The organism is Nonomuraea sp. NPDC001699 (assembly GCF_053596455.1).
Window position 1 is genome coordinate 19,394 of sequence record NZ_JBSFGF010000013.1, and the last position, 25,852, is coordinate 45,245.

Below are 25,852 nucleotides of genomic sequence, written 5' to 3' on the forward strand. Positions count from 1 at the left end.
GTGTGGCTGTGATCGTCACGAGTGGAGGAGGGTGGCGGTGAGGGCCATTCTTGGTATTCGGTCTCGGCTCACTCACAGACCTCGGTCAGCTTCTCGATGTTCTCCGTCGAGGTGAGGACGTAGATCTGGTCGGCCGCTCTGGCCGGAGTGAGGTCCGGACGCAGGGCCCCGAGCGCGTGCAGGCGGTGGGCCGGCCCGTGGCTGCCCTTCGGCCTTTCACGTTCGATGTCGGCCAGAACCTCCTGGAGCCCCGCGTCGGTCGGAGAGGCGGCGGCGGCCGCGCGCAGGACGCGGTGCACGGGCCGGGCGTCGCCGGCCGCCTCGGCCTGCTCCTGGCGGAGAACGCTGGAGTAGGGGCGGCGCCAGATGCTGCTCGCCGGAGGAGGTGCGGGTGTCCTCGGTGCCTCCAGGATGGTCGCGACGCTGCTGATCGGCCTGCACGTCGGTGGCGTCGCCTTCGTGGTGCTCGCCCCGTCCGTGGCTCGCCTGCCGGGCCCCGCGTACGTCCGCTGCTGGCGGGCGCTCATCGTCGACCACGGCCGCGCCGTGCCTCCGCTGCTGCCGGCCGGGATCGCGGCTCTGATCGTCGTGACCGCCCTGTCGTGGCGCCGCGGCTGGTTCGCCTTCGGCGCCGGCGCGGTCGCCCTGATCCTGGTGATCCTCACCGTCGTCCTCACGCCGGCGGGCCTGGTGATCCTCACCGTCGTCCTCACGCCGGCGGGCCTGGGGCCCCTCAACCGGAGGGCGGACGCCTGGGATCCCGACCTCCTGCCCGCCGACTGGCAGGAGATCCGTGGTCGATGGCAGAACCTGCACCTGGTCCGGACCGGGCTCGCGCTCGCGGCGTTCGTCTGCCTGCTCACCGTCCAGACCTTCGACCGCGTCTGAACCACGGCCGTTCGGGAGCGGCCCGATTCCTTTGCGCGGTGGCCGGGGTCTACATGAGAGATCGGCCCGCACGCCGGGCCGGTCTCTCATGTACGCCGACGAAGAAGAGCCGATCGCCAATGAGCATCCCCGCGACCATGCGCGCGCTGCAGCAGACCTCACTCAACGGCCCGCAGGACATGCGCCTGATCACCGACGCGCCAGTGCCGAGCCCCGGCCAGGGCGACGTCCTGGTCCGCGTCGCCGCCGCCGGGGTCAACTTCGCCGACGTCTCCAAGGCGCACGGCACGTTCGCGGGCGGCCCCCGACCGCCGTACCTGGCGGGTTTCGAGGCCGCCGGTGAGGTCGTCGCGGTGGGCGAGGGGGTGACCGACCTCCGGCCGGGGGACCGGGTCGTCGGCATCGGGGACGGCGCTTTCGCCGAGTACATGGTGCTGCCTGCCGCTGCCGCGGCGCCGGTGCCTTCGGGCTGGACGGAGCAGCAGGCGCTGGGGCTCGTCGTGAACTGGCCCACCGCGCTGGCCGCGCTCAGGCCTCTGGGTGGCGTAGCCGCCGGGCACGTCGTGCTGATCCAGGCCGCGGCGGGTGCGACCGGCCAGGCCGCGGTGAGGATGGCCAAGCACTACGGCGCGACGGTCATCGCCACCGCATCGCCGGGCAAGCACGAGACGGTGCTGGCACTGGGAGCCGACCACGTCCTGGACTCCCGCGGCGGGAACCTCGCCGCCGAGGTGCTGCGGCTGACCGGTGGTTCCGGCGCCGACCTCGTGCTGGAGTCGGCCGGCGGCGCCGCCTTCGAGGACGGCCTGGCCGCGGCCAAGCGGGTCACCGGCCGGGTCGTCGTCTACGGCGTCGCGGGCGGCGAGGCTCCGATCACGAACTGGGACCTGGTGTACAGGCACCAGGTCCACGTCGTCGGCCTCAATGTCGGGGTGCTGATCCAGGCGGCACCGCAGATCTTCGGCGAGATCATGGGGGAGCTGTCCGCGCTGATCGCGGCCGGCGTGCTCGTCCCCGGCCTGCCCACCGCGTACGAGCTGGCCGACGGCTCGAAGGCGCTCACGGAACTGGAGGCCAGGGCCACCGTCGGCAAACTGGCCTTGCTGCCCTGAGCCGGCATGATCCTGCGACTGGACGAGGTGTGATCATGGGAGCGTGCCCGCGCCGCCCCTGGAACGTGGGCCATGACACCCGTAGGCTCGCGGCGTGACGGCGCATCCGCGGGCCGCGCCGGATCAGGACCGGTTCACCGCCGAGACCGGGCGGTTCCGCCGGGAGCTGCTGGCACACTGCTACCGCATGGCCGGCTCGGCGCACGACGCCGAGGACCTGGTGCAGGAGACGTACCTGCGGGCGTGGCGGTCCTACTCCGGATTCCAGGGCCGGGCGTCGATCCGGTCGTGGCTGTACACGATCGCCACCAACGTCTGCCTGACGGCGTTGAAGCCGCGCCCGATCCGGGTGCTGCCCTCGGGTCTGACGGGTCCCTACGACGGAGCCGACCGCCCGCCGAGCCCCGTCGCGCCGGGCGAGGTCTCGTGGCTGGAACCGCTGCCGGACGCCTGGATCGCCCCGCCCGCCGACGATCCGGCCGCGGTGGCGGTCGAACGCGAGTCGCTGCGGTTGGCGCTCATCGCCAGCCTCCAGCACCTGCCCGCCCGCCAGCGCGCGATCCTCATCCTGCGCGAGGTGCTGGCGTTCTCGGCGGCCGAGACCGCGGAGATCCTCGACACCACCACCGCGGCGGTCAAGAGCGGACTCCAGCGCGCCCGCGCCCGGCTCGACGAGCTGGAACCCGAGACCGCGGAACTGCTCGAACCGACCGACCGGCGGGCCCGCGCGCTGCTCGACGGCTACATCGCGGCCTTCGAACGCTCCGACGTCGGCCTGCTGGAACAGGTGCTGCGCGCGGACGCCACGCTGGAGGCGACGCCGTTCCGCGACTGGCGGTCAGGCCGGAGGAGATGCCTCCACCTGCTCGACGCGTACGTGCTGGGCTCGCCGGGCGACTGGCGGATGATCGCGACCACCGCCAACGGCCAGCCCTCCGCCGTCGTCTACCACCGGGACGCGGACGGCGCGCTGCGGGCCGACGGCGTCGTGGTGCTGGCCTCCACCGCCACCGGCGTCTCCCGCGTGATCAAGTTCCACGATCCCGCCCTGGTCACGACGTTCGGATACCCGGACGTGCTCACGCACTGACCCGCCGGCGGCGGACGCGCGGTCAGCCGGCGGCGGGACGGTCGGCGGACTCGCGAGCGAGGGCGACGATCCGCTCCAGGGCCGCCGCGTGCCGCTGGAAGGCCAGCCGTCCCTGCGGGGTGAGCTGCACGTACGTCCGCCGCGCCCGCTTGTCCTGGTCCTTGCGGACGGTGACGTACCCGGCGGCGGCCAGCGCCGAGACCTGCTTGGACAGCGCCGAGTCGCTGGTGCCGACCGAGTCCCTGAGAAAGCCGAAGTCCACCCATTCGGCCGGAGCCAGCAGCGCCACGACCGACAGCCGCGCCGGGACGTGCAGGAACTCGTCGAAGAGCGGATCCATCAGGCGGCCCCGCCGCTCCGCCGGACGATCGACGTCAGGACGGAGCGGTTCACGGGCGTGGCCGCAACGTACGCCACGGCCGCCACGACCGCGCCCACGACGGACTGTGACAGCAGCCCGTGAGACGGCAGGTCGAACAGTGTGAACGCGACGATCCGGCCGATGGTGAAGGCCACCATGACGTAGGCCAGCAGCCCGCCGTGGAACAGGACCTCCATGCTGGTGGCCTTCCGGCGGACCGAGGCCCGGTGCTCGTAGACGATGCCCACGCCCACGTACACGAGCATCCCGAGCGCCGCGACGACGAAGTGCCAGGGGCTGGGGAGATCGATGGCCGCCAGGGTGCCGAAAAGGCCGAGCGCGGAGACGGCCACGCGCGGAGGCGCGAAGCTCTGCTGGACGATCTGCTTCCGGGTCCTGTCCTGGAGGCGGTGGATGTCGTCGAGTGAGAACTGGGCGTCGTGCTGGTTCATGGGGTCTTCCCGGAGGTCGATTACTGCTTTCCTGTAAGGAAAGTACCATCTGTTTTCCTCACGGGAAAGTGGTAGCTGCGTCACATGCCGGCCGGACCGCACGGGCCGGGAGGCGCGCGATCGCCTGCAGGTGGACCTGCGTTCCTGGGGTACCGGGGGCACGAACCTCGACTTCGCCGTGGCGGTCAGGAGGCCGGGTCGCCCAGTGGCCTCGCGTCCTGGTTCGCCTGCGCGTTGGACTGCCGCATCAGCAGATCGGTCGCCAGCTCCACCTCCACCTCGACCTGCCGCAACGCGCGCAGCGCGGCGCCCAGGTCGGGGAAGTCCGCTCCCAGGGCCGCGGCGGCGTCCCTGACGGGCCGGAGAACGTCGGGGATGCTCTGGCGGTGCTCGTCCATGATGTGACGGTATGACACCCGCGGCCGGGCCGTCACCAGGGACCCTGGCCCAGCCCGGCGCGCCGGGGTCAGGGCATCGCCTTCAGGGCGCGTTCGATCTTCTCGCCCGGGTACGCCGTCGTCCGGCTGGTGCCGTAGAAGTCCCAGTGGAAGTCGTTCATGGCCGTCGCCACGGGGGCGTACCGGCGGATCATCGTGGCCACCGCCGGCGGCGCACCGGTGGGGTCGGCGCCCTCCGCGCACGCGCGGATGTACGCGTTGCGCTCCTCCGGCACGCCGTCCGGCGGCACCTTCACCCCGCAGATGTCGGTGACGAGCCAGTTGACCAGCCGTGCCATCGCGTACGCGGTGTCGTGGGTCCGATTGTGCTCCAGGAACTCGATCTCCGGCCCGGACAGGTCGAACCGGGAGGAGGTCGCCAGCCCGAGGTCGGCGATGTACAGGCGTTCGCCGTCGGTGAGCATGTTGCCGAAGTGCCCGTCGAAGTGCGTCAGGTGGCGGCTGTTCATGAAGGCCACGGCGGGGAGCAGGCGCGATTCGAGCAGGACGGCCGCCGCCGTCGCGGCGTCCTGACCGGCGGCGACCTGGGCGGCCAGCCAGTGGTCGAGGTCGTGCGGGATGTACTCCTGGAACAGCACGACGGAGACCGAGGCGCGGGCCAGGGCGCGCAGCCGCTCGCCCACCGCCGGGGAGCCCTCCCAGTACTCCACGGCCGCCTCGACGTCGGCGTGCTCGTCGGCGGGCGGCGGCGCGCCCGGCAGCACCCGCCAGTGGTAGAGCAGCGGGAAGGCCGGGCTGTGCCCGGCCAGCACCCAGTTGGTCGTCATGACGGCGGCCGCGAGCTCGCGCCACGCGCCGAAGCCGGGGGCGCCGATGGCGGCGACCCCGTACTGGCAGAACGGCGGCAGCTCGAACAGGTTCGCGGTGGACAGCACGTTGGCCGGGCCGCGTTCCAGGTCGGTCAGCGGGATGCGCTTGGCGAAGACCGGCACGCCGTCGACGTCCAGCAGCGCCGAGGTGCCGCCGATGCCGGAGCCCAGCACCCGGGCCTGCTCCAGCGCCTGGCCGAGCCGCCTGTCGCTGTGCAACGCCAGCGCGGTCGCGACGTCGCCGTACCTGCCGGCCCGCGCGTTCCTGGACATGTCCGACCGTTCCGCCACCGGGCCCCCTTGATCGACTTCGTGGGTCAGACGCTACCCCGCCGCGTCGGTTCCGGGGCGTCGCTCCCGGTAGCCGGCCAGCATCCGGCCTCCGACGTCGACATAGCCGGCGAACAACCCGATCACCTCCTGGAGCCGCTCCTGCGCGGGGCCGGGGTTCACCAGAGTCTCGCCCTCGCGCAGGGCGGCGATCAGGGTTCTGGCCCGCGCCTGGCTCGCCTCCAGCAGCGACTCGATCCCCCCGGTGGCCTCGACCAGCAGCCGCCGGCTGCCGGGCTGCGGGATCACCCTGGCCAGTCCCCAGGAATCGAGCTGCCGTACCGCGGTGCTCACCGCGCCCTTGCTCAGTTCGAGCTCGGCGGCGATGGTGTCGAGCGAGATCGGCTCCTCGGTGAGGAGCAGCAGCCCGTAGGTGCGCCCGGTCGCGTGCGGGAGGTTCCAGGAGGCCAGCAGGTCACCCACCGAGGTGACGAACGCGTGCCGCTCGCTCATCGCCGTGCCTGCCTCGGCGCCGGGATCGTCCGCAGGAACGTGTCGATCGCCTCGCTGACCGCCTGCGGGGCGTCCTGGTTGGCGATGTGGCCCGCGCCGGGGACGACGATCTCATCGACGCCTTCGAGCCGGGCCCAGCCGGGCATGGCCGAGGCGATGTTGCCGGTGGTGTCCCGCTCGCCGCGGATCAGGAGCAGGGGGACCGGCGTGCGGTAGCCGGGGTCGGGGGAGAGGAACCCGACGGTCGCCCGCCACACCTGCACGAACTCCTTCTTCGGCACCTGGCCGAAGGCCCGCCGGGCGTCGTCCCTGGCGGCCTCGGTGGTCGCGGAGGCGTCGGCCATCAGGCGCGGAAGCCTTCTGGCCGGGATCGTCCGCAGCATCGGCGCGGCCGCCCGCAGCAGCAGGCGGTCCCGCCAGGACAGCGGCGCCGTGTTCGGCGTGGCGCCGATGACGACCAGCGCGCGGGCCAGGCCGGGATGCCGCCGGACGACGGCCTGGCCGAGGTTGCCGCCGAGGGACTGGCCCACGAGCGCCGGCCGTTCCAGCGCCAGGTGCTCGATCAGCGCGCACAGGTCGGCGATCGCGCGCTCGGCGGTGAAGCGGACGCCGGACGGGCGCGAGAGGCCGTGGCCGCGCAGGTCCCAGGTGACGACGCGGTACCCGCGCGCCCGCAGGTACCGGGACTGGGCGTCGAACATCACGTGGTCGGCCCCCGCGCCGTGCGAGAACACCACCGGCACGCCGTCACCACCGCTGTCGGCGTAACGCAGGTCGCAACCGTGGAGGGACAGGACCGACGGTAGATTCACCATATTCTGAATATAGCGAACATCAGGGCGTACGAGTGACGTACAGGATGCGGTCGTGGGCGTCCTCGTCGGCCACATCGTGCACCGACGTCCCCACCAGCCCGTGAGCGGCCACCACGCGCAGCCCGGCCTGCTCGGCGGCCAGGCGCACCGTACGGTCGGAGTGATGGCGCTGCACGTGCCGCATCGACAGCCGCTCCCAGCCGGCGCCCACGCGCTCGAACAGGTCGAACTGCGTGATCACCACCTCGTCCGCCTCGATCCGCGGCGAGTGGGCGAACCAGGCCACGTACCGGTCACCGCGGTCTGCGACGACCGGGACGCCGAACGTGCGCCGGTAGTAACCGATGGTGTTCAGGTCGAAGAGCAGCACCCCGCCGGCGGCGAGCTGGGCGCGCGCGGCCGACAGCGCCTGGCGCAGCTCGTCGGCCGTCGTCAGGTACGTCAGCGGCACGTCCACGCAGGCGACCACGTCGAAACCGGCCAGCCCGGACGGGGGCCGCAGAAGTGAGCCCACCAGGAACGGGATGCCCTCGGCGGACGTCCGCCGCCGCGCGGCCGCCACCATCGCGGGCGACAGGTCGTAGCCGGTCACCTCGTAGCCCAGCGCCTTGAAGGCCGCGCTGCTGCCGCCCGTGCCGCAACCGGCGTCCAGCAGCCGCTTCCCCCGGCTCCCGTGCCGCTGCGCCGCCTCGGCGAACCGGCCCACCAGGGCCGCGGTGTCCGTCTGCGCGTTCAGCTCGTCGTAGCGGGCGGCGACGCCTTCGTAGGCGGCCATCGTCTCCTGGACGTGCGACATGCGATGCCTCCTGGGACCGCGCCGGGCCCGGGGCCCGGCGCGGCCGGTCGAGCGGGGTTACCAGATGAACCAGGCCTGCCGGTTGACCCGGCGGCCGGTGACGCGGCGCAGCAGCTTCCTCATGGTGAATCACCTCCCTCCTCGACGAACCGACGAACCGATGAACCGGTGGTGGTCAGGTCCGGCGTGCCGTGCGGCGCACCAGGAAGGGCGGGGGCGTGATGATGCCCTCGACGTGGGGACGCCCGGGGCCGGCACGCACCTCCAGGCGGGCGCCGTCGGTGAGGGCGGCGAGCAGGTCGGTGGCCAGCGTCTGGGCGACGGCCGCCCCGGCGCAGGTGAACGGGCCGCCGCCGAAGGGCAGGTAGGGGCCGCGCGGCTCGGAGCCGTCCCAGCGCTCCGGCCGGAACGCGGCGGCCTGGGGCCAGTGCCGTTCGTCGCGGTGCAGCAGGTAGGGGCAGACGGACACGCTCTCGCCCGGCTCCAGCGGCACGCCGCCGACCTGGTGGGCCCGGCGTACCGGGCGGCCGAGCAGCCAGGCCACCGGCCAGAGCCGCAGCGACTCGCGTACGGCCGACCCGGCGGGCACGGCGGCCAGGTCGACGTCGTCGGCCGCCGCCGACAGCAGCGCCCAGGCCACCACGTGGCCCACCGGCGCGATCGAGGTGCGGAACAGCAGCAGGTACACCTGCGCGACGTGCTCGGCGGGCGTCTCGGGCGGGGTGGCGCCGATGACGGCGTCCAGCAGGTCGCCGAGGCCGGGCGGGGAGGCGTCGGGCAGGCGGTCGGGGTCGGGTGGGGAGGCGTCCGGGAGGGTGCCGGGTCGTGGTCGGGTTCGCCGGTGGCGGACCTCGGCGGCGATCGTCCGCACCACGCGGGCCCACAGGGCGCGCCGCGACACCCGCGCCAGCCGGCCGCTGGGGCGGATCAGCACCTCGCGCCGCACGACGTGCGCCATCAGCTCCCGCAGGGCGGGCGGGCTGTCCGGCCGCAGCAGGGCGCCGGCCAGGAACCGGTGCACGGCGTCCCGTCCGGCCGAGGGCCACTGGCTGACCTCGCCCAGCTCCGCCACGACGGCGGGCAGCCGCTCGCGATGGGCGGCCACATGGGCGCGCAACGTCGTACGGGCCGCCCGGCCGATCGCCGCCTGCGTCGCCCGCGGCCCCAGCAGCCCGCCGCCGACGTGGAAGAACCCAGACACCTCGTCGTAGTCGCCCGCCTCGTCGTGCAGGATCCGCAGGGCCTCCACGGGGTCGGCCACGCACAGCGACCCGTCGTCGGGCAGGCGGAACACCGGTCCGCGCGCGCGAGCCGCCTGTTCCACGAACCCCAGCGGGTCACGCCGGTAGTGCCGCGCCGCGCCGCGCGGCCACGGCCGCGCCTCGTCGGGCACCACCTGATCCGGTTCCCCAACCGTCGTCATCCCACCTGCCCCATGCCATCCGTGAATCGGGTGTACACGCAGGCGGCGCAGGTGCGCCCCGCCAGGAGAACGGTGTCGCACGGCCTCAGCGGCTCGGCGCCACAAAACCAGGAACAGCGGCAGCATACAAGGCGTGCCGCCGCCCGCTGGGTGTCAAGTGATCAGTGTGATCAGCGTGATCATTCAGCACCAATGTCACCGAGGTGCCGGGCCCGTCGTGGTGAGGGGGCCGGGCTCAGATCCAGCCGAGCTTGGCGGCGCGGACGCCCGCCTGGAAGCGGCTGTCGGCGCCGAGCTGGGCGGTCAGTTCCCCCACGACCCTGGTCACCGTACGGTTCGAGACGCCCAGGGCGCGGGCGATGGCGTCGTCCTTGGCGCCCGTGGCCAGCAGGCGCAGCACGGCGCGCTGCTGCTCGCCCAGGTCCTCGCCGTCGGCCGCCCTGGGCACCTCGCCCGGTTCGGAGGCCGTCATCCAGCAGTAGTCGAACAGCGCGGCGTAGGAGGCGACCAGTCCGCGGCCCTCGATGATCATCGCGCCCGCCATGAGGTCGCCGGGCGTCACCTCGACCACGGCCAGCTCCCGGTCCAGCATGATCAGCCGTACCGGGACGAACGGCATGGTCCGCACCTCGACGCCGCCCTCCAGCATGCCCTGGACGTGGTCACGCAGGGCAGGCTGGGCCAGCTGGCTCTGGGCGTGCATGATGCGCACCCGCACCCCGCGCGCCACCGCGCCCACGTCCTCGGCGCGGGAGGCCCTCAGCCGGTCCGGCTCCCAGGCGTGCGGCATGTGCATGCCCATGATCTCCTCGCGCGCCCGCGCCGTCGCCGCCCGCAGCCTCTCGCGCAGGAGCTCCACCTGCGACCGGGGGAAGAACTCGACATGGGCGTCCTGGGGGTCGCCGTCCAGCCGCAGGTAGTGCTCGGTGAGCTCCTTGGACGCCGCCCGCTGCTCGGCGAGCATCCCGAGCAGCTCCTCGCCGCCCACCAGCATGCGGCTGAGCGCGGCCATCGCGTCGACGGCGATCTCGGCGCCGGGGTTGAGCAGGCCCAGCCTGGTCAGCCGCTCCCGTGCGCGCTGGAGCTCGGTGCCGCGCAGCCCCAGCCCAGTGGCGGCCTCGCCGAACGACTCCCGGTGCCGGCGCATGCGTGTGTACACCCGCCTGGCGGTGGCCTCCTCGCTCACATCCCTCTCCTGTCCGCTTCCCGCCATGGCGGGAAGCGGAAGCCGTATCCGCTGTCGTCGTGGCCCGCCGTACGGCAAGCTCAGAAAAGGGTACGGCGTGGTGAAACAGACCCCATACCCAACCCCTGTACCGCACTTCGGAGGACCTTATGATCACGCTTGTCCACAGTCTCGTCACGTACGGCATCCCCGACCTGAACAGCGGAAGCTGCGTCAAGTGCGTGGAGGCGGTGAAGCGGGAGCTGGCCCTGATCCCGGGGGTGGTGGGCGTGGACGTGAGCCTGGAGTCCGGCCGGGTGAGCGTGCTCACCGAGGGGCCGGTCGAGGAGAGCTTCATCGTGGCGGCGATCGAGGACGCCGGTTGCGAGTCCGACCGGCTGCCGGACTGGCGTTCCTAGATCGGCCGGCCTCTTGCCCCCGCGGAAACGCGGCGGACAGGGTGATCGGGCGAGACCGGCGACGCGGCTCGCCCGACCCGCCGTGGCAGGAGGCTCATGAGCGCCGACGTCATGTGGAAGGACTTCTCCCCGGGCCCGCACGGCACCCCTTCTCCCGACCTGGCCCGCCGCCTGGCGTCCGACCCGGTCGGGACGGTGGTCCTGCCCAGCGGCGACATCGTGCCGATGGCCGTCCGGTACGACGACGTGCGGGCCGTCCTGTCCTGCCCGCACAGCAGCCGCACCGGACTCGCCGAGCCCGGACGGCCCTGCCCGACCTGGTCGCCGACTACGCCTCACCGTTGTCGGCCCGCCTCAGCTGCACGGTGATCGGCCTGCCCGGCACCGACCACGAACGTTTCAAGCAGTGGTCCGAGGCGTTCCTGGGGGCGTCGGCGGCCGGCGCGGAGGCGCGCATGGCGGCCTTCACCGAGCTGGTGCGGTGGCCGCCGAGCCCGCGCTGACCGAGCCCGCGCTGACCGAGCCCGCGCTGACCGAGCTCGCCGTGGGCGAGATCCTCCGCTTCGACGGGCCGGGCACCAACGGCCTGCTGCGGCGGCTGGCCGACGACGTCGAACTGCCGTCCGGGGCGGTGCTGCGCGCCGGCGGCGTCGTGCTGCCGAACTCGCACACGGCCAACCACGACCCGGCGCCCTTCCCCGACCCCGAACACTTCGACGTGCGCCGTTACGCGCCGGGCGGCTCGGCCCGGGCGCCCTGGGCTCGGGCGGCCGTCTGTGGCCCTCCGGTCAGGGGGCGGCGACGACGGACTGGGTCTGGCGGCCCAGGCCGTCGACGCCGAGCTCCATCCGGTCGCCCGGCCGCAGGTAGACCGGCGGGTCGAAGCCCATGCCGACGCCCGCGGGCGTGCCGGTGTTGATCAGGTCGCCGGGTTCGAGTGCCATGAACCGGCTCAGGTAGCGGACGACGAAGACCGGGTCGAACAGCATGTCGGCGGTCGAGCCGGTCTGGCGGCGCTGCCCGTTGACGTCGAGCCACATGCCCAGGCCGTTCACCTCGCCCAGCTCGTCCGGGGTGACCAGCCAGGGCCCGCACGGGTTGAACGTCGGGGCCGACTTGCCCTTGACCCACTGGCCGCCGTGGCGCAGCTGGAAGTCGCGCTCGCTGACGTCGTTGACGAGTACGTACCCCGCGATCGCGGCGCGCGCCTCGTCGTCGCTCTGCAGGTAGTGGGCCCGGGCGCCGATCACGACGCCGAGCTCCACCTCCCAGTCGGTGGCCGAGGACCCGCGCGGGATGTGCACGTCGTCGTCGGGGCCGACCAGCGTGTTCGGCGCCTTGGTGAAGATGATCGGCTCGGCCGGCGGTTCCGCGCCCGACTCGGCGGCGTGGTCGGCGTAGTTGAGGCCGACGCACAGGATCTGGTGGGGACGGGCGATCGGCGCGCCGACGCGCTCACCGGCGAAGCGGGCGACCGCGCCCGCGGCCACCCGGTCGGCGACGGTCGCGGCCAGCGCGTCCAGGCCGCCGGCGAAGAAGGAGCCGTCGAAGTCGGTGACCACGTCGGAGACGTCGACGTAGGTCTCGTCGTCGATCGCGACGATCGGACGTTCGGCGCCCGCGGCGCCGATCCGCATGAGTCTCATGGAGAAGTCCAGCTTCCGGTGTCGGGGTGGATCAGAGCTGCGCGCCGGCCGGGACGGTGACGGTCCTCCCGGACTGGATGGATTCGTAGGCGGCCTCGACGACGCGCATGGCGTACACGGTGTCGCCGGAGTCGATCAGCGGAGGGCGTCCCTCCACCAGGGAGCGCACGTAGTCGGTGACCTCGGTGATCACGGACTCGTAGTGCCAGCCCCCGGGATGCCAGGCGTCGGGGCCGAAGGGGACGTCGGCGACGGCCTCGCCGCGGTAGTCGTGCTGGCCGCGGAAGATCTTGACCACCGGGTCGGACATCTGGTCCACCAGGATGCCGCCCTCGGTGCCGTACAGCTCAAGGCGCTCGCTGTGGGGGACCTCCGACACGGAGGTGAAGCCGCAGGAGAAGTGGGCGCCGCTGCGCATGCGGCCGTACACCTCGGCGGTGTCCTCGATCTCGTTGTCGAGCGGGAACACCTTCCTGGAGACGCCGGTCAGCTCCTCGAACTCGCCGAGCAGCCACTTGAGCAGGTAGAAGGAGTGGGCGCCGGTGTCCATGACCAGGCCGCCGCCGAGCTTGTACTGGGTCCGCCAGTAGCCCGGCATCGACAGGTGGGCCTTCTCGTTGGAGCGCAGGTACGTCCTGGCGTGGATGACCTCGCCGATGGCGCCCTCGCGCACCAGCCGGTGCACGGCCTGGTAGGCGGCGATGTAGCGGCTGTTCTCGGCGACCATGAAGTGCACGCCGGCCTCGGCCGCCCGGCGCTGGATGGCCACCGACTGCTCGTACGTCGGCGCGACCGGCTTCTCCAGGATCAGGTGCTTGCCGGCGTCCAGCACCGCCATCGCGGCGTCGTAGTGCAGGTGGTGCGGCAGGATCAGGTCCACCACGTCGACCCGCGGGTCGTCGATCAGGTCCTGGAGGTTCGCATGGGTCTGGGCGCCGAACTCGCCGGTGAAGGCCGCCGCCGCCTCGGGGTCGACGTCGCAGCCGGCCACGAGGTCGACCACGTCGGACATGCGCTTGTAGGCCGCCGCGTGCGTCTTCGAGATCAGCCCGAGACCCGCGATGCCGATCCCCGGCTTCGACACTGACATGTGATTCTCCTGTACAGGATGTGACGAATGGATGGTTGGTGGGCGCCGGGCCTCAGCCCTTGAGCGAACCGGCGAGCACGTCGGCGCCGTACCGGCGCTGGAGGAGGTAGTAGACGATCATCACCGGCAGCGCGACCATGATCGCGGCCGCGCAGGTGATCTGGTAGTTGCTGCCGTACTGCAGCCCGACGAAGAAGTTGAGTGCGGCGGGCACCATCCGCAGCTCCGGCTGAGAGATCATCACGACCGCGAGCAGCAGGTTGTTCCAGGTCCAGATGAACAGGATGGTGGCCAGGGCGAAGATTGGCGAACTGGCCGTGGGCACGACCACCCGCCACAGCGTCTGCCACCGGTTCGACCCGTCCGTCCGCGCCGCCTCCAGCAGCTCGCGGGGGAAGGACTTGAAGAACGACGTCATCCAGTACGTGCCGAAGGCCATCGAGCCGCCGATGCACGGCAGCATCATCGACCAGTAGGTGTCGATGAGGTCGAAGGCCCGGAACTGGTAGTAGAGCGGGATGACGGTCGCCTCGTACGGCACGATCAGCCCGAGGACGAACAGCGGGAACAGCAGCGACGAGCCGCGGAACCGCATCGTCCCGAACGCGTAGCCGGTCAGGATCGAGAAGAAGACCGACACGCTCACCACCACCCCGGACAGCAGGACGCTGTTGAGCAGCGAGCGTCCGATGCCCGCGTCCGGGTTCTCCCAGGCGCTGACGAAGCTGTCCAGCGACCACTGGCTCGGCCAGGCCAGCCCGCTCACGGACGCGTCCGGCGGGTTGAAGGCGACGAGCGTCGTGGAGATGAAGGGATAGATCGCGAAGGCCGCGAACAGGAGCAGGACCACGTACGACATGGTGTTGCTGCGGCGTGAGATCATCGTGTTATTCCGATCTGACGAGCCGGTTGACCAGGCCGACGCCGATGAAGATGACCAGGGTGAGGAGCACGGCGATGGCCGCTCCCGGCCCGATCTGCCCGTTGACGAAGACGTCGCGGTACATCATCAGCGACGGCGTGGTGGTGGCGTAGCCGGGGCCGCCCTGCGTCGCCATCAGGGGCAGGTCGAAGATGCGCAGGGACAGGGTGAGGGTCATCACCAGCGACACGCGCAGCTCGTGGCGGATGCCCGGCAGGGTCACGGTGAAGAACTCGCGCACCGGTCCGGCGCCGTCGATGCGCGCGGCCTCGTACAGCTCCTTGGGGATGTGCTGGGTGCCGGACAGCAGCATGACCACGACGAAGCCGAACGTCGCCCACAGCGCCACGACGCCCAGGGCGGGCAGCGCCAGACCGGCGTCGCCGAGGAACGGCCGCACCAGGTCGGGGCCGAGGACGGCCTCGATGATCGCGTTGAGCGAGCCGTCCAGCGAGTAGAGCCAGCGCCAGGCGATCGCGACGACCGCCAGGGCGATCGTGTACGGCAGGAAGAACACGAACCGGAAGAAGCTCAGCCCGCGGATCCTGGTGCGCGCGATGATGCCCACGAGCAGCAGGGCGAGCGTCACCGGCAGCACGCAGCCGAAGACGACGAAGACGAGCGAGACCCGCAACGAGGTCCAGGTGTTCGGATCGGTCAGCACCTGGAGGTAGTTGTCGAGCCCGACCCACGTCTGCGGGGAGAGCCCGTCCCATTCGAGGAACGACAGGCGGACCGTGTCGGCGATGGGGACGAGGACGAACAGCGCGTAGAAGATGAATCCGGGCAGGATGAGCAGGTACGGCATCCCGCGGACCTCGCCCCGCCGGACTCCCCGGCGGGGGCGCCTGCCGGCCGGCGTCGCCGGGCCGGCGTCTGTGGTGACCGTGACGGCCATGGTGCGATCAACTTCCCTACGTGGCGCGACCGGTGCGGTGCGGTCCCCCGCACCGCACCCGCCGGCATGTCCTGACGGATTCCTAGGCGCTCCGGCCGGCGGCCGCGGCCTCCGGCCGGGCCCCGCCCGGCGCGGCGGGCAGGCCGATGATCTCGCGGGCCTCCTCGGGGCTCGCCACCTCGCGGCCCATGAGGTGCGCGATCTTGACGATCTCGTCCACGAGCTCGGCGTTGGAGCGCGACGGCGAACCGTCCGGCAGGTACGGGTTGTCCTCCCAGCCGACCCGCACGTGACCGCCCAGGCTCATGGCCATGGCCAGCAGGCGCCACTGCATCTTCGGGTTCATCACGCTGACGTTCCAGTTGACCCGGGGCGGCAGGTGCCTGACCAGGTACAGCAGGGAGTCCTCGGTGGGAGGCGTCCACGCGCCGCCGGGCCAGCCCAGGAACAGGGTCGTCCAGACCGGGTCGTCGAGCAGGCCCTGGTCGCGGATGAACTCCAGGTTCCAGAACGCGCCGGTGTAGAACGACTCGACCTCGGGCTTGACGCCGTGCTCCTTGGCCGCCTTGCAGAAGGCCTCCAGCTCGGGGCGGGTGTGGATGGCGTACTGCTCGTTGGCCGGGTAGGCGGGGTCGGGCCGGAAGTACTCGTCGTGCACGTTGAAGGCGTAGGACATCATGTCCGGGCGCAGCTTCATCAGCGCGACCTTCTCCTCCAGCCGGGCGCTGGCGATGCCGAACTGGATGATCGAGTCGCGCTCGGCGCGGATGCGGTCGGTGAGGTCGGCCCAGCCGTCGAAGTCGGTGCGGGAGAGCTGGCGGCCGTCCTCCTGGATAGAGTCCTCCAGGTAGTGCACGCCGTGGTGGTGGACGAGCGACGCGCCGGAGTCGATCGCCCGTACGTACTCGGCGGCGACGGCGGGCACGTCGTCGATCCGCGGCATGCCCTTGAAGCCGGGATACGACATGGAACAGTCGACGGTTACGGTGATGACTACCTTGTCCACGAATGGCCTTTCTCGCATGGGGGTCGGGGCAGGCGCCTCGTGCGCCGCCCCGCGGATCAGGAACGGGTCTTCATGTAGTCGGCCCAGTTCTTCTGGACCGACTCGTTGAACTGCTTGGGCGTGACCTCGCCGGACAGCAGCCGCTGCGCCTCGGCGCCCTGGAACGTCAGCATCGTCGGGGTGGGCCAGTCCTCCCACGTGAACAGGCCGTTCTCCGACGACAGCCGCTCGTAGGCGGTGACCATCTGCTTGAGCAGCGGGTCGTCGATCTTGGCGTTGACGCCCGCCTTGGTCGCGGAGGGGCGGCCGGCCGCGATCTGCGCCGCGACGGCCTCGTCGCCGGCGGTCACGTAGTCGATGAACGCCGCCGCGCAGTCGGGGTACTTGGTCTTGGCGGAGATGCTGAAGGGGAGGCTGTAGCCGCCGACGGCCGCGTGCTTGCCGCTGTCGCCGGCGGGGAAGAGCATGAAGCCGGCGTCGTCGCCCAGGGCCTTGCCGACATCGCCGAGGGCCCAGGAGCCGGTGACGAAGAAGGCGGACTGTCCCTTGCCGAAGCGGTTGGTGGCGTCGGTGAAGCTGGTCGCCAGCGCGTCGGAGTTGAAGTAGCCCTTCTCCATCCAGGAGCGGAAGTCGGTCGAGCCCTTCAGGTGGCCGTCGTCGTCGTAGGTGCTGCCGGGCTTGTTGTAGACCCAGTTGTTGATCGTGTCCGGGGCCACGTACCAGCCGTTGAACAGCGACAGGTTGTGCAGCGCCGGCCACTTCTCCGAGTCGCCGAGCATGACGGGGGTGACGCCGGCCGCCTTGGCCTTGTCCAGCGCCTGGACGAAGGCCGCCTTGTCGTCGAGGGTGGCGGGGTCGACGCCCAGCTTGCTCAGGACGGCCTTGTTGTAGAACACGCCGACGTACTGGATGGCCGGCGGCACGGCGACCAGGTTGCCCTCGCCCAGCGCCTTGCCGTCGGCGGTGAACCGGTTGACCGTCAGCGCGGACTCGGGGAACTTCTCGGTCCACCCGAACGCCTTGGCGTACGGGTCCAGGTTCAGCAGCAGGCCCGCCTTCCACAGGGCGCCGTTGATGGCCCAGCCGGAGTTGCCCTGCATGACGTCGGGCGGGTTGTTGCCGGACATCACCAGCTTGATGGTGCTGGCCGAGGAGGCCCAGTCCTTGATCTGCAGGTCGACGGTGACGTTCTTGTTGGCCGCCTGGAAGGACTTCACCTGCTCCTTGAATCCGTTGGCGATGGCCTCGCCCGCCTCGGACATGCCGACGGTCAGCTTGACGGTGCCGTACTTGGCGCACGACGTGCCCACGTCGGTCGGCGCGGCGGCCGGCTTCGTGGTGATCGAGGAGCCCGCGCAACCTGTGGCGCCGATGGCGGCGGCGGTGGCGACAGCGGTCAGAGCTCGTGCGGAGCGATGGTGTCGGAGCATCCTGTCCTCCTTGAAATGAGCCATGAAGCCTCCGCAAAAGGGGGATGTCGGAGGGATTTCGATGGCGGTGACTCCTCGCGTCCTGAAGTCTCATCCACAAGGTCGGCGACGAAGAGCACTTGCGGGCGGCCGTGGGGGGCTCGACCTCTCGCTGTGATCAGTAGCGAGGTGTTGCGTCAGACGAACTGTGTTGCACCAAGGGACGTTAGTGGTGCCCGACGCTATGGCGGACAATCAGGGCATGTCAACCCCTGTGATCGGGGTGTTTCCTGTGAAATCTCCACCCTCTCCCGGAAAGTCATGTGTTGCGTATGGCGTCAAGGGGTTGCATCTGCCGCAACACTTGTGGATGCTGTGTGCACACCGAACCTGCCCCCCGGAAGAAGGCGACCAGTGGGAGCAACGTCAGCCACGGACACCATGCAGGCCGCCGTGGCCCCCTCGATCCCGAGCGAACGGCTCGACGTCACCCGCGTGCCGCGTCCGGTGCCCGAGGCCGACGACCACGTGGTCCTGCGTGTGCACGCCTGCGGCATCTGCGGCACCGACCTGCACGTCCTGGCCGGGCACTCCTACCGGCCCGAGACGCCCTTCGTGCTCGGCCACGAGCCGGCCGGGGTCGTCGTGGACGCCGGAGCCGGAGCGCGGCAGTGGATGGGCCGCCGGGCCGTCATCACCCTGTTCACCGGCGAGGGCTCGTGCGCGGCGTGCCGGGCCGGCGACGAGCGGCTGTGCCCGGAGCTGGTGTCGATCACCGGCGTGCTCGGCGCCTGGGGCGGCTACGCCGACTACCTGCGCGTACGGGCGGGTCAGCTCGTCGAGGTGCCGCCGCCGCTGTCGTGGGAGGACGCCGCCTCGCTGGTCGACGGCGGGGCGACCGCCGCCAACAGCGTCCGGGTCGCCCTGGAACGCCGTCCGCGCCGCGTGCTCGTCCTCGGGGCGGGGCCCATCGGTCACCTGTGCGCCGAGCTGCTGCGCGTGCACGGCGTGCCCGTCCAGGCGGTCGAGCCCAACCCGTTGCGCCGCCGCGCGCTGCGGGCCGTCGGGCACGACGTCGTCGCCTCGGTCGAGGCGGCCGCCGCGCCCGTCGACGTCGTCATCGACTGCACGGGGGCGCCCGCCGTCCTGGCGCCGGGCCTGGACGCGCTCGACCCGCACGGCACATACCTGCTCGCCGGGTACGCTCGCGTCCCGGACGTGGACTTCGCGGTCGTCGCGCGCAAGGAGGCCGACATCCGCGGCATCCGGTCGGGCCGTCGCGAGGACCTGGAGTCGATCCTCGCGCTGGCCGCCGACGGGAAACTCCGACTTCCCCCGACCGCCCGCTGGCGGCTCTCCGCGGTGAACGACGCGCTCGACGCGCTTCGCGCCCAGCGGGTCCCCGGCAAGGCGGTCATCGTCCCTGACAGCGTTTGGAAGGATGAAGTGGCATGAAGATCGCTCTGGACCCGGCGATGCTCCAGGGGAAACCGGTCGAGCACGCCGCCCGCGCCACCGCCGAGGCCGGCTACCGCTACCTGGAGATGGGCAACCGCGACGACTTCATCCCGGCGTTCGGCCCCATGCACGCCTCGCCGGCCGATCTGCGCGGCTTCCGCGACGCGGCGGACGGCTCAGGCGTCGAGATCGCCTCGGTCGCCGTGATCCAGGCGTGGTCCAGCCCCGACGAGGACGTCCGCAAGCAGGCCGTCGCGTGGTGGCGGGACGGCATCGCCGCCGCCGTGGAGCTCGGCTGCCGGCGCGTCAACACCGAGCTGTCCGGCCACCCCGACCAGCCAGACGCCTGCCGGGAGGCGTTCCTGCGCTCGATCGACGACCTCCTGCCCGTGCTCGAACGCGAGGACGTCGAGCTCGTCGTCGAGCCGCACCCCTGGGACTTCATCGAGACGACCGCCGGGGCCGTCGACCTGATCAAGGAGATCGACAGCCCGCGGCTGCGCTACCTGCACTGCGTGCCCCACGCCTACCACCTCCAGGGCGGCGTCACCGAGCAGGTCGAGTACGCCCGCGGCTGGTTCGACCACGTCCACGTCGCCGACACCTTCCGGCCCGGTCGCACCATCGTCAACCCGCCCGGCGTCTCGTGCCGCATCCACCAGCACTTCGACCTCGGCCGCGGCGAGATCGACTGGGCCGAGGTGCGCACGGCACTGGAGGCGGTCGGGTTCGACGGCATCCTCACCGTGCAGGTCTTCGGCTGGGAGGACCAGGCCGAGAAGTCCTTCAGGACGAACCGCGAAGCAGTTGATCATCTCTTCGGCCTGAACGGCGGACAATCCTTGTCATGACCACGAACCAGAGCCCCGGTGCGAACGAACCCTCCGACGGCCGCACCGCCTCTCCCATCCAGCGCGCGCTGCGCGCGCTGGAGCTTCTCTCCACCGAACCGCTCACCGCCGCCGAGCTCGCCCGCGAGCTGGACGTCAACCGCAGCACCGCCCTGCGGCTGCTCGCGGAGCTGGTCGCCACGGGCTACGTGGCCCGCAACGAGGCGACGAAGCGCTACACGATCGTCCCGGCCAAGTTCTACGGCCTCATCCAGGCGCCGGAGACCGACTGGAGCCAGATCATCGACCCCGTGCTCGCCTCGATCCGCGACGAGTGCGGCGACGCCACGATCCTCGCGGTGCCGGCCAAGGACACGATGGTCTACCTCGCGTTCTTCCCCACCCGGCACGTCGTGGCCGTCTCCGAGCAGTTAGGGACGATCCGGCCGATGCACTGCTCGGCGCTGGGGAAGGCCTACCTGTCGGCCCTCGATCCCGAGGCCCTCGACACGCACCTGGCCCGCCTGTCCTACGCGGGCGGCACGGAGAACGCCGCCAAGGGGCCCATCGAGTTGCGGCGCCGGGTGGAGGAGTCGCGCGAGGTCCGCTACGCGGTCGACAGGGACGAGACCTTCGACGGCGTCAGGTGCGTCGCGGTGCCGGTGCGGATCCGCGGCTCCCTGATCGGCGCGGCCGGCATCTCCGGCCCGTCCAGCCGCCTGTCCGACGCGCGTATCCCGCAGCTCGGGCAGTACCTGGCGGCGTCCATGTCGGGCTTGTGACACCTGGTCAGGCCGCGGCGCGCAGCACGGCCGTCGCGGCCTCGAAGGCGAACCCCGCTCCCCATGCGCCGCGCCGCAGGACGTGGCCCAGCTCCAGTTCCCCTCCGTCCTCGGGGGAGCGGCGGGCGAGCATCGACGTCCCGATGAGCCGGTCCGTCGCGTGGTCGGCGACGACGTAGTCGCCGAGGCCCGACGTCGCCAAACGTGGGCAGGTGGCTCATGAGCGCCTGATCCTGGGACACGGCCGCCGGCATCGCGGGAACCGCAGCCTGGAAGGCCGTAAACGATATTTCTCACTACGATGTCCGGATGCTTCCTGCTTCCCCCTCGGTCGTGGAGCCGGTCTCGCCGCGTGCCGGGCGGTTGGCCTGGCTGGACGCGTTACGCGGACTGGCCGCGATGGTGGTGGTCTTCGAGCACGCGCTCGAACCGTTGTGGCCGGAGGCGCGAACGTCGATCAAGGCCGTCTTCGATCCCGGCTGGTACGGCGTGCTGGTGTTCTTCCTGGTCAGCGGCTACATCGTGCCCGCGTCCCTGGAGCGCCGGGGCAGCGTGCGGGCCTTCTGGATCTCGCGGTTCTTCCGGCTGTGGCCGCTGTTCACCGTGTGCGTGGCCGGGATGCTGCTGCTGGCGGCGCTCGGCTGGGACGACCTGCACATCTGGTGGGACACCCGCCCGGCGGCCATGGCCCTGGCCCACGCCGGCATGCTCCAGAACCTGCTGTACGTGCCGAACGTGGCCAACGTGCTGTGGACGCTGTCGTACGAGATGGCCTTCTACCTGCTGCTGACGGCGATGTTCACCCTCGGGGTGCACCGGCGCGGCACCGCGACCGCGCTGGCGTTCACGGCGGCCGCCGTGCTCGGCGCGGGGCTGCTGCCGGTGACGCTCCTGTCGGCCGGCGGCGCGAGCCGGATGCTCACGGTGGTGGTCGTGGTGACCGCCGTGGTGGCCGCCGGGCTGGCCGCGATGCTGCGCGGCGGCAGGCGCGTACGGCAGGCGGGCGCCGTGGCCGTCGCGGGCACGATCCTGCTGCTGCTGGCGGTCAACCAGAGCTATCCCGGGCCGTGGCAGGGACTGTTCATCCTGGCGACCATGTTCGCCGGCACCGCGCTCCACCGGGTGGAGGCCGGGGAACTCGGTCGCGGGCACCTCGTGTGGGTGGCGCTGATACCGCTGGCGGGGTTGTGGCCGGCGCGTGACGAACCCGGCGTGCAGGTGGCGATCGTGGCGGCCTGGCTGACCTTCGCCGCCGGGACGGCCCTGCGCCACCGGACGATGCCCTCGTGGCTCACCTGGCTGGGCCTGGTGTCGTACTCGATCTACCTGCTGCACCCGCTGCTGCTGGAGAGCGTCGAGTTCTTCCTGCCCGAGCCGTCGGACGTGCCGCTGCCGGCGCGCCTGGCGCTCCTGGCCGCGGTGTGCGCGGCGCTGCTCGGCCTGTGCGCGCTGACCTGGCGATGGGTGGAGATGCCCGCGCAACGGCTGGGCAGACGCCTGATCCGCCGGACCGAGCCTTCCTGACCTCGAAGCGCCTCGAAGCGCCTCGAAGCGCCTCGGAGCACGTCGGAGCGCCCGTCGGTCAGCGGCTCACGGCGGTCTCCTGCTCTATCCGCGAGAGCTTCTCCGGATTACGCACGTGGTAGGCGCCGGTCACGTAGCCGTTCTCCATGCGTACCGCCACCACTCCGTCGACCTCGCCGCCGATCCGGACGAGCAGCCCCGGCCCGCCGTTGATCTGCACCATCTCCACCGACCTGCCCCCTCGCGCCCCCTCGCGCCTCCACCAGCCGACGGCCAGCAGGCGGGCGACGTTGCCGGCCCCCACGAGCGGCCGCAGCAGGGCGTGCCGGACACCGCCCCCGTCGCTCAGAGCGACGACGTCCGGCGCGAGGATGTCGAGCAGGCCCTGCAACTCGCCGGTCTCGACCGCCCGCTGGAAAGCCTCCAGCGCGGCCCGCGTCTCGGCCGGGGACGCGGTGCCGCGCGGCCGGCGCGCGGCGACGTGCGCGCGCGCCCGGTGGGCGATCTGGCGCACGGTGGCCGGGCTCTTGCCGACCGCCCCGGCGATCTCGTCGTAGTCCAGGACGAACACCTCCCGCAGCACGAACACCGCCCGCTCGGTCGGCCCGAGCGTCTCCAGCACCAGCAGCATGGCCATCGAGACGCTGTCGGCCAGTTCGACGTCGTCGGCCACATCGGGCGCGGTCAGCAGCGGCTCGGGCAGCCACGGCCCGACGTAGGACTCTCGGCGCCGGCCCAGCGTGCGCAGCCGCTTCAGCGCCTGCCTGGTGGCGATCCTGATCAGGTACGCGCGCCGGTCCAGGACCGTCCCGAGGTCGACGCCCGCCCACAGCAGCCACGTCTCCTGCAGGACGTCCTCGGCGTCGGTGGCCGAGCCGAGGATCTCGTAGACGAGGGTGAACAGCAGGTTGCGGTGGGCGACGAACGCCTCGGTGGCCGCGTCCAGGCGGCCGTCGTCCGCCGGGGACGTCGGTCGTTCGGTTCGTCCGCTCATCGGTGGTTCCTGCCTGTTCGCTGGTGACCGGGCCATGGTCATACGATCCCGGGCCCCGCCGCCGCGTGACATCGGCGGGCGGTGGTCTATGTCACACGGGCGCTCCTGTCACAAGGGACGGGCCGCCGGGATCTCTTGCCCGTCACGACGCCACACCACGGATAAGGAAGTCCGACATGAACAACACCACCACGGTCGCGGTCGCCGGAGCGACCGGCCGCCTGGGACGCCACGTCGTCGACGTCCTCACCGAACGGGGACACCGGGTCGTGCCGATGTCCCGGGCCACCGGCGTGGACGTCATCACCGGGGAGGGACTGGCCGAGGCGCTCACCGGGGCCGAGATCGTCATCGACGTCGCCTCGTGGCACGCCTCCGAGCAGCAGGCCGCGACGGAGTTCTTCCGCACGTCGGCCCGCAACCTGCACGACCACGGTCGCAAGGCCGGGGTCGCCCGGATCGCGGTCGCCTCGATCATCGGCGTCGACCGGGCCACCGCCGGGTTCCTCGCCGCCAAGAAGGCGCACGAGGAACTGCTCCGGTCCGGCCCGCTGCCCGTGCGGGTCCTGCGGGCCGCGCAGTTCCACGAGTTCGTCGGGCAGCTCCTGGACTGGCGGCAGGGCGACGTCGCCCACGTCCCGGCGCTGCCCTCCCAGCTCGTGGCCTGCCGTACCGTCGCCGAGGAACTGGCCGACCTGGCCCTCGGCGAAGCCGTTCCGGGGACGCCGGTCCCCGAGATCGCCGGCCCCCGGAAGGAGATCCTGGCGGAGGCGGCCGCACTGCTCGGCGCCCGCCGGGGCGTCCAGGTCGTGGGCGTGGACGGCTCGGGCATGCCCGACGCCGCGCTCGCCGCCGAGGGGGCGTTCCTGCCCGGCCCGCACGCCGTGCTGGCCGGGCCCACCTTCCAGGAATGGCTCGACGCCCAACCCTGAGCGAGGGCCGGGGCGGCCGCCCCGGCCCTCGCTCATCGTCCGGCGGCCTTCAGGTCGATCACCACCTGGGTGCCCTTGCCGGTCCGGTACCAGATCACTCCCTCGTGGGTGTACAAGGTGGGCGGCGCCTTGTCGCCCCTGCGCGTCGGCACGGGGAAGAGCAGGCCCGTGCGCTTCGTGGCGACGTCGTGCACGGCCAGGCTCTGCCCGCCGCCGGGGTCCCTCTGGTTGAGCAGGACGAATCGGCCGGACAGGAGGGTTCCCCTGGCCGTGCCGGGCAGGTCGCGGCGGTGCGATCCGTCGCGCTGCCAGGCTGCGGTCCCGTTGAAGCACCACGTCGGGCCGCAGTCGCTCCACGACGAGCGCCCCTTCTGCGCGACCGCCTTCCTGGACCTGCCGGTCAGCACGTCCTTCAACTGCTGAAAAGGACGGGTGATGGGATGGTCGACGGTCGTGTCGTGCGCCGGCCAGCCGGCCCAGGGCCATTCGACCAGGTAGAAGCCCTTCGTCCCCGGGATCAGGGAGACGTTCCCGCCCTTGAGCGGCACCCGGTAGACGCCGCCGTCGGGGGGCGACCACACGGCCATGCCGCCGGCGATGGCCAGCTTCTTGATCCCGGAGTAGGCGTTGTCGCTGGACATCACGGCCGTCAGCGTCGCGATCGCCCGCGGGACGCCCCCGGTGACGGGAACCGCCCAGATCTCCGACCTGCCGTCCCGGTACGCCGACCACGCGACGTACCCGTCGCCGACGACCACCGCGTCGTTCGCCACCCCGAGGTCCGTCAGCGGCGCGACCTGGGTGAACAGCCGCTGGTCGAGCTCGTACGTCCAGATGCCGTCGAGCCGGTTCGCGGTGAGCGTCCGGCCCACCAGCACGCGGTCGGTGACGAAGGCGTCCGGCTTGAAGACCCGGCCGCCGGGGCCCGTCGCCGGGATCTCGTGCACCGCCCCCGGCCACACCTGCCCGACCGGCGGCGACAGGCGGCCGGAGTACGGCGTCGGCCGGGCCGCGGGGGAGGGCGGCGCGGAGCCGATCGTCCGGGTTCCCAGGACGGTGACGCCCACCACGGCGGCGGTCGCGGCGGCCACCGCCACCGGCGTCCACCACCACCGCGCGGCGACCCTCGCCCGGCGCGGCGACGGCACGACCCGGGGCCGCCCGTCGTCGCCGACCGTCCCGGCCCTGGCCGCCAGCGCGTCCCTGAGCCGATCCTCGATCGTGGTCATGCTCCGCCTCCCAGCTCGCGCTCAAGCCGCTCCAGAGCTCTGGAAGCGGTGGACCGTACCGTGCTCTGCCGCAGGCGCGTGGCGTGGGCGATGTCGGCGTCGGACAGGTCGAGGTAGTAACGCAGGACGAGAACCTCGCGCTGCCGCCGGGGCAACCGGCCGAGCGCCGTCAGCATCTCCTGCCGCGACTCGCCCAGGAGTGCGATCGTCTCCGCCGAGTCCACCGGCTCATCCCGCCGCCGCACCATCGCCCTGACGGCGACGGCACGCCTGCGCAGGAGCGAGCGCGAGGCGTTCAGCACGCAGACGCGCACGTACGACAGCGTGAGGACGTCAGGACTCTTCCCGTGCAACCGGGAGAAGACGTCCTGGACGATGTCCTCCGCGCTCTCCCGATCGCCGACGAGCAGCACGGCCAGGCGTACGAGGGCGAGCCGATGCTCGCGATACAGGCCGGTCACCACCGCGTCGCCGGCGGTGACCGGCGGCGACGCGCGAGCGACAATCTCAGCGTTCATGACCTAGGAACGCGCGCCTGCCGCGATTCGCTGCTTCGGCGCC

General features: G+C 71.9%; 31 protein-coding genes and 1 pseudogene. 12 read left to right on the forward strand and 20 right to left on the reverse strand.

Annotation, left to right across the window (positions count from 1 at the left end):
* Window positions 1–68: 68 nt before the first annotated feature.
* The gene (locus tag ACWCSU_RS32640) at window positions 69–299 is read right to left on the reverse strand and encodes a hypothetical protein (RefSeq protein WP_449940099.1); all 231 of its coding nucleotides are present in this window, start codon (window positions 297–299) and stop codon (window positions 69–71) included.
* Window positions 300–411: 112 nt separating this feature from the next.
* On the opposite strand from ACWCSU_RS32640, the gene ACWCSU_RS32645 reads away from it, so the two are divergent.
* The 3 genes from ACWCSU_RS32645 to ACWCSU_RS32655 all read left to right on the forward strand — a co-directional run bounded on the left by ACWCSU_RS32645 (window position 412) and on the right by ACWCSU_RS32655 (window position 3,090).
* The gene (locus ACWCSU_RS32645; RefSeq protein ID WP_449940100.1) at window positions 412–888 is read left to right on the forward strand and encodes an anthrone oxygenase family protein; all 477 of its coding nucleotides are present in this window, start codon (window positions 412–414) and stop codon (window positions 886–888) included.
* Between the two features lie 119 nt (window positions 889–1,007).
* Window positions 1,008–2,000 carry a zinc-binding dehydrogenase gene (locus ACWCSU_RS32650; protein WP_449940101.1) on the forward strand — a complete coding sequence of 331 codons (993 nt, stop codon included), beginning with the start codon at window positions 1,008–1,010 and terminating at the stop codon, window positions 1,998–2,000.
* A gap of 94 nt (window positions 2,001–2,094) precedes the next feature.
* A complete protein-coding gene (locus ACWCSU_RS32655) occupies window positions 2,095–3,090 on the forward strand; it encodes an RNA polymerase subunit sigma-70 (RefSeq protein ID WP_449940102.1) in 996 nt (331 codons plus the stop codon).
* Between the two features lie 22 nt (window positions 3,091–3,112).
* Here the strand turns inward: ACWCSU_RS32655 and ACWCSU_RS32660 are convergent, their stop codons facing one another.
* The 9 genes from ACWCSU_RS32660 to ACWCSU_RS32700 all read right to left on the reverse strand — a co-directional run bounded on the left by ACWCSU_RS32660 (window position 3,113) and on the right by ACWCSU_RS32700 (window position 10,173).
* Window positions 3,113–3,430 (reverse strand): winged helix-turn-helix domain-containing protein, encoded by a 318-nt coding sequence (locus ACWCSU_RS32660; protein ID WP_364092812.1) that lies wholly within the window; start codon window positions 3,428–3,430, stop codon window positions 3,113–3,115.
* Window positions 3,430–3,903: a hypothetical protein gene (locus ACWCSU_RS32665; protein ID WP_357709068.1), complete on the reverse strand. Its 474-nt coding sequence runs from the start codon at window positions 3,901–3,903 to the stop codon at window positions 3,430–3,432. Before ACWCSU_RS32665 ends, ACWCSU_RS32660 begins: the two co-directional genes overlap by 1 nt.
* Window positions 3,904–4,088: 185 nt before the next feature.
* Window positions 4,089–4,301, reverse strand: coding sequence for a hypothetical protein (locus tag ACWCSU_RS32670; RefSeq protein ID WP_357709071.1), 213 nt, complete (start codon window positions 4,299–4,301; stop codon window positions 4,089–4,091).
* Between the two features lie 68 nt (window positions 4,302–4,369).
* On the reverse strand, window positions 4,370–5,461 hold the full coding sequence (locus ACWCSU_RS32675; RefSeq protein ID WP_449940104.1) for a serine/threonine protein phosphatase: 1,092 nt from the start codon (window positions 5,459–5,461) through the stop codon (window positions 4,370–4,372).
* 33 nt (window positions 5,462–5,494) lie between these two features.
* Window positions 5,495–5,953: a GbsR/MarR family transcriptional regulator gene (locus tag ACWCSU_RS32680; RefSeq protein WP_364092818.1), complete on the reverse strand. Its 459-nt coding sequence runs from the start codon at window positions 5,951–5,953 to the stop codon at window positions 5,495–5,497.
* Window positions 5,950–6,768 carry an alpha/beta fold hydrolase gene (locus ACWCSU_RS32685; RefSeq protein WP_449940105.1) on the reverse strand — a complete coding sequence of 273 codons (819 nt, stop codon included), beginning with the start codon at window positions 6,766–6,768 and terminating at the stop codon, window positions 5,950–5,952. Before ACWCSU_RS32685 ends, ACWCSU_RS32680 begins: the two co-directional genes overlap by 4 nt.
* 19 nt (window positions 6,769–6,787) lie before the next feature.
* Complete coding sequence (locus ACWCSU_RS32690; RefSeq protein ID WP_449940106.1) at window positions 6,788–7,564, reverse strand: class I SAM-dependent methyltransferase; 777 nt, start codon at window positions 7,562–7,564, stop codon at window positions 6,788–6,790.
* Between the two features lie 175 nt (window positions 7,565–7,739).
* The gene (locus ACWCSU_RS32695) at window positions 7,740–8,987 is read right to left on the reverse strand and encodes a cytochrome P450 (protein ID WP_449940108.1); all 1,248 of its coding nucleotides are present in this window, start codon (window positions 8,985–8,987) and stop codon (window positions 7,740–7,742) included.
* 235 nt (window positions 8,988–9,222) lie between these two features.
* On the reverse strand, window positions 9,223–10,173 hold the full coding sequence (locus ACWCSU_RS32700; protein ID WP_357709089.1) for a helix-turn-helix transcriptional regulator: 951 nt from the start codon (window positions 10,171–10,173) through the stop codon (window positions 9,223–9,225).
* Between the two features lie 149 nt (window positions 10,174–10,322).
* Here ACWCSU_RS32700 and ACWCSU_RS32705 point away from each other — a divergent pair, with 149 nt between their 5' ends.
* The 4 genes and pseudogenes from ACWCSU_RS32705 to ACWCSU_RS32720 form a co-directional block, all read left to right on the forward strand.
* Window positions 10,323–10,571, forward strand: coding sequence for a heavy-metal-associated domain-containing protein (locus tag ACWCSU_RS32705; RefSeq protein WP_357709091.1), 249 nt, complete (start codon window positions 10,323–10,325; stop codon window positions 10,569–10,571).
* A gap of 96 nt (window positions 10,572–10,667) precedes the next feature.
* Window positions 10,668–10,940, forward strand: a complete 273-nt coding sequence (locus ACWCSU_RS32710) for a hypothetical protein (RefSeq protein ID WP_449940109.1) — start codon at window positions 10,668–10,670, stop codon at window positions 10,938–10,940.
* The gene (locus ACWCSU_RS32715; RefSeq protein ID WP_449940111.1) at window positions 10,913–11,074 is read left to right on the forward strand and encodes a hypothetical protein; all 162 of its coding nucleotides are present in this window, start codon (window positions 10,913–10,915) and stop codon (window positions 11,072–11,074) included. The genes ACWCSU_RS32710 and ACWCSU_RS32715 overlap by 28 nt, the downstream gene beginning before the upstream one ends.
* Before the next feature lie 41 nt (window positions 11,075–11,115).
* Window positions 11,116–11,247, forward strand: a pseudogene (locus tag ACWCSU_RS32720) (hypothetical protein); the annotation flags it as partial.
* A gap of 112 nt (window positions 11,248–11,359) precedes the next feature.
* Here the strand turns inward: ACWCSU_RS32720 and ACWCSU_RS32725 are convergent.
* From ACWCSU_RS32725 to ACWCSU_RS32750, 6 genes are all read right to left on the reverse strand, one after another.
* On the reverse strand, window positions 11,360–12,217 hold the full coding sequence (locus ACWCSU_RS32725) for a fumarylacetoacetate hydrolase family protein (RefSeq protein WP_449940113.1): 858 nt from the start codon (window positions 12,215–12,217) through the stop codon (window positions 11,360–11,362).
* A gap of 31 nt (window positions 12,218–12,248) precedes the next feature.
* The gene (locus ACWCSU_RS32730) at window positions 12,249–13,307 is read right to left on the reverse strand and encodes a Gfo/Idh/MocA family protein (protein ID WP_449940115.1); all 1,059 of its coding nucleotides are present in this window, start codon (window positions 13,305–13,307) and stop codon (window positions 12,249–12,251) included.
* 52 nt (window positions 13,308–13,359) lie between these two features.
* On the reverse strand, window positions 13,360–14,190 hold the full coding sequence (locus tag ACWCSU_RS32735) for a carbohydrate ABC transporter permease (RefSeq protein WP_357709104.1): 831 nt from the start codon (window positions 14,188–14,190) through the stop codon (window positions 13,360–13,362).
* Window positions 14,191–14,194: 4 nt separating this feature from the next.
* Window positions 14,195–15,037, reverse strand: coding sequence for a carbohydrate ABC transporter permease (locus ACWCSU_RS32740; RefSeq protein ID WP_364092832.1), 843 nt, complete (start codon window positions 15,035–15,037; stop codon window positions 14,195–14,197).
* 172 nt (window positions 15,038–15,209) lie between these two features.
* Complete coding sequence (locus ACWCSU_RS32745; RefSeq protein WP_449940116.1) at window positions 15,210–16,133, reverse strand: 3-keto-5-aminohexanoate cleavage protein; 924 nt, start codon at window positions 16,131–16,133, stop codon at window positions 15,210–15,212.
* Between the two features lie 56 nt (window positions 16,134–16,189).
* Window positions 16,190–17,563: an ABC transporter substrate-binding protein gene (locus ACWCSU_RS32750; RefSeq protein WP_357709113.1), complete on the reverse strand. Its 1,374-nt coding sequence runs from the start codon at window positions 17,561–17,563 to the stop codon at window positions 16,190–16,192.
* 393 nt (window positions 17,564–17,956) lie between these two features.
* Here ACWCSU_RS32750 and ACWCSU_RS32755 point away from each other — a divergent pair, with 393 nt between their 5' ends.
* The 3 genes from ACWCSU_RS32755 to ACWCSU_RS32765 are packed head-to-tail and all read left to right on the forward strand — an operon-like array spanning window position 17,957 to window position 20,612.
* A complete protein-coding gene (locus ACWCSU_RS32755; protein ID WP_449940118.1) occupies window positions 17,957–18,997 on the forward strand; it encodes an alcohol dehydrogenase catalytic domain-containing protein in 1,041 nt (346 codons plus the stop codon).
* Window positions 18,994–19,851, forward strand: coding sequence for a sugar phosphate isomerase/epimerase family protein (locus ACWCSU_RS32760; protein ID WP_449940121.1), 858 nt, complete (start codon window positions 18,994–18,996; stop codon window positions 19,849–19,851). The genes ACWCSU_RS32755 and ACWCSU_RS32760 overlap by 4 nt, the downstream gene beginning before the upstream one ends.
* Window positions 19,848–20,612 (forward strand): IclR family transcriptional regulator, encoded by a 765-nt coding sequence (locus tag ACWCSU_RS32765; RefSeq protein ID WP_357709122.1) that lies wholly within the window; start codon window positions 19,848–19,850, stop codon window positions 20,610–20,612. The genes ACWCSU_RS32760 and ACWCSU_RS32765 overlap by 4 nt, the downstream gene beginning before the upstream one ends.
* A gap of 7 nt (window positions 20,613–20,619) precedes the next feature.
* On the opposite strand, the gene ACWCSU_RS32770 is transcribed toward ACWCSU_RS32765, so the two are convergent.
* A complete protein-coding gene (locus ACWCSU_RS32770) occupies window positions 20,620–20,814 on the reverse strand; it encodes a GNAT family N-acetyltransferase (protein WP_449940123.1) in 195 nt (64 codons plus the stop codon).
* A gap of 107 nt (window positions 20,815–20,921) precedes the next feature.
* Here ACWCSU_RS32770 and ACWCSU_RS32775 point away from each other — a divergent pair, with 107 nt between their 5' ends.
* Window positions 20,922–22,136, forward strand: coding sequence for an acyltransferase family protein (locus ACWCSU_RS32775; protein WP_357709128.1), 1,215 nt, complete (start codon window positions 20,922–20,924; stop codon window positions 22,134–22,136).
* Window positions 22,137–22,194: 58 nt separating this feature from the next.
* On the opposite strand, the gene ACWCSU_RS32780 is transcribed toward ACWCSU_RS32775, so the two are convergent.
* Window positions 22,195–23,130 carry an RNA polymerase sigma-70 factor gene (locus ACWCSU_RS32780; protein ID WP_357709131.1) on the reverse strand — a complete coding sequence of 312 codons (936 nt, stop codon included), beginning with the start codon at window positions 23,128–23,130 and terminating at the stop codon, window positions 22,195–22,197.
* Window positions 23,131–23,306: 176 nt separating this feature from the next.
* Between ACWCSU_RS32780 and ACWCSU_RS32785 the strand changes: the two genes are divergently transcribed.
* Window positions 23,307–24,062, forward strand: coding sequence for an SDR family oxidoreductase (locus ACWCSU_RS32785; protein ID WP_449940126.1), 756 nt, complete (start codon window positions 23,307–23,309; stop codon window positions 24,060–24,062).
* A 32-nt stretch (window positions 24,063–24,094) separates the two neighbouring features.
* On the opposite strand, the gene ACWCSU_RS32790 is transcribed toward ACWCSU_RS32785, so the two are convergent.
* A complete protein-coding gene (locus ACWCSU_RS32790) occupies window positions 24,095–25,291 on the reverse strand; it encodes a hypothetical protein (protein ID WP_449940129.1) in 1,197 nt (398 codons plus the stop codon).
* Window positions 25,288–25,809 (reverse strand): RNA polymerase sigma factor, encoded by a 522-nt coding sequence (locus tag ACWCSU_RS32795; RefSeq protein WP_449940132.1) that lies wholly within the window; start codon window positions 25,807–25,809, stop codon window positions 25,288–25,290. The genes ACWCSU_RS32790 and ACWCSU_RS32795 overlap by 4 nt, the downstream gene beginning before the upstream one ends.
* Window positions 25,810–25,852: the final 43 nt, after the last annotated feature.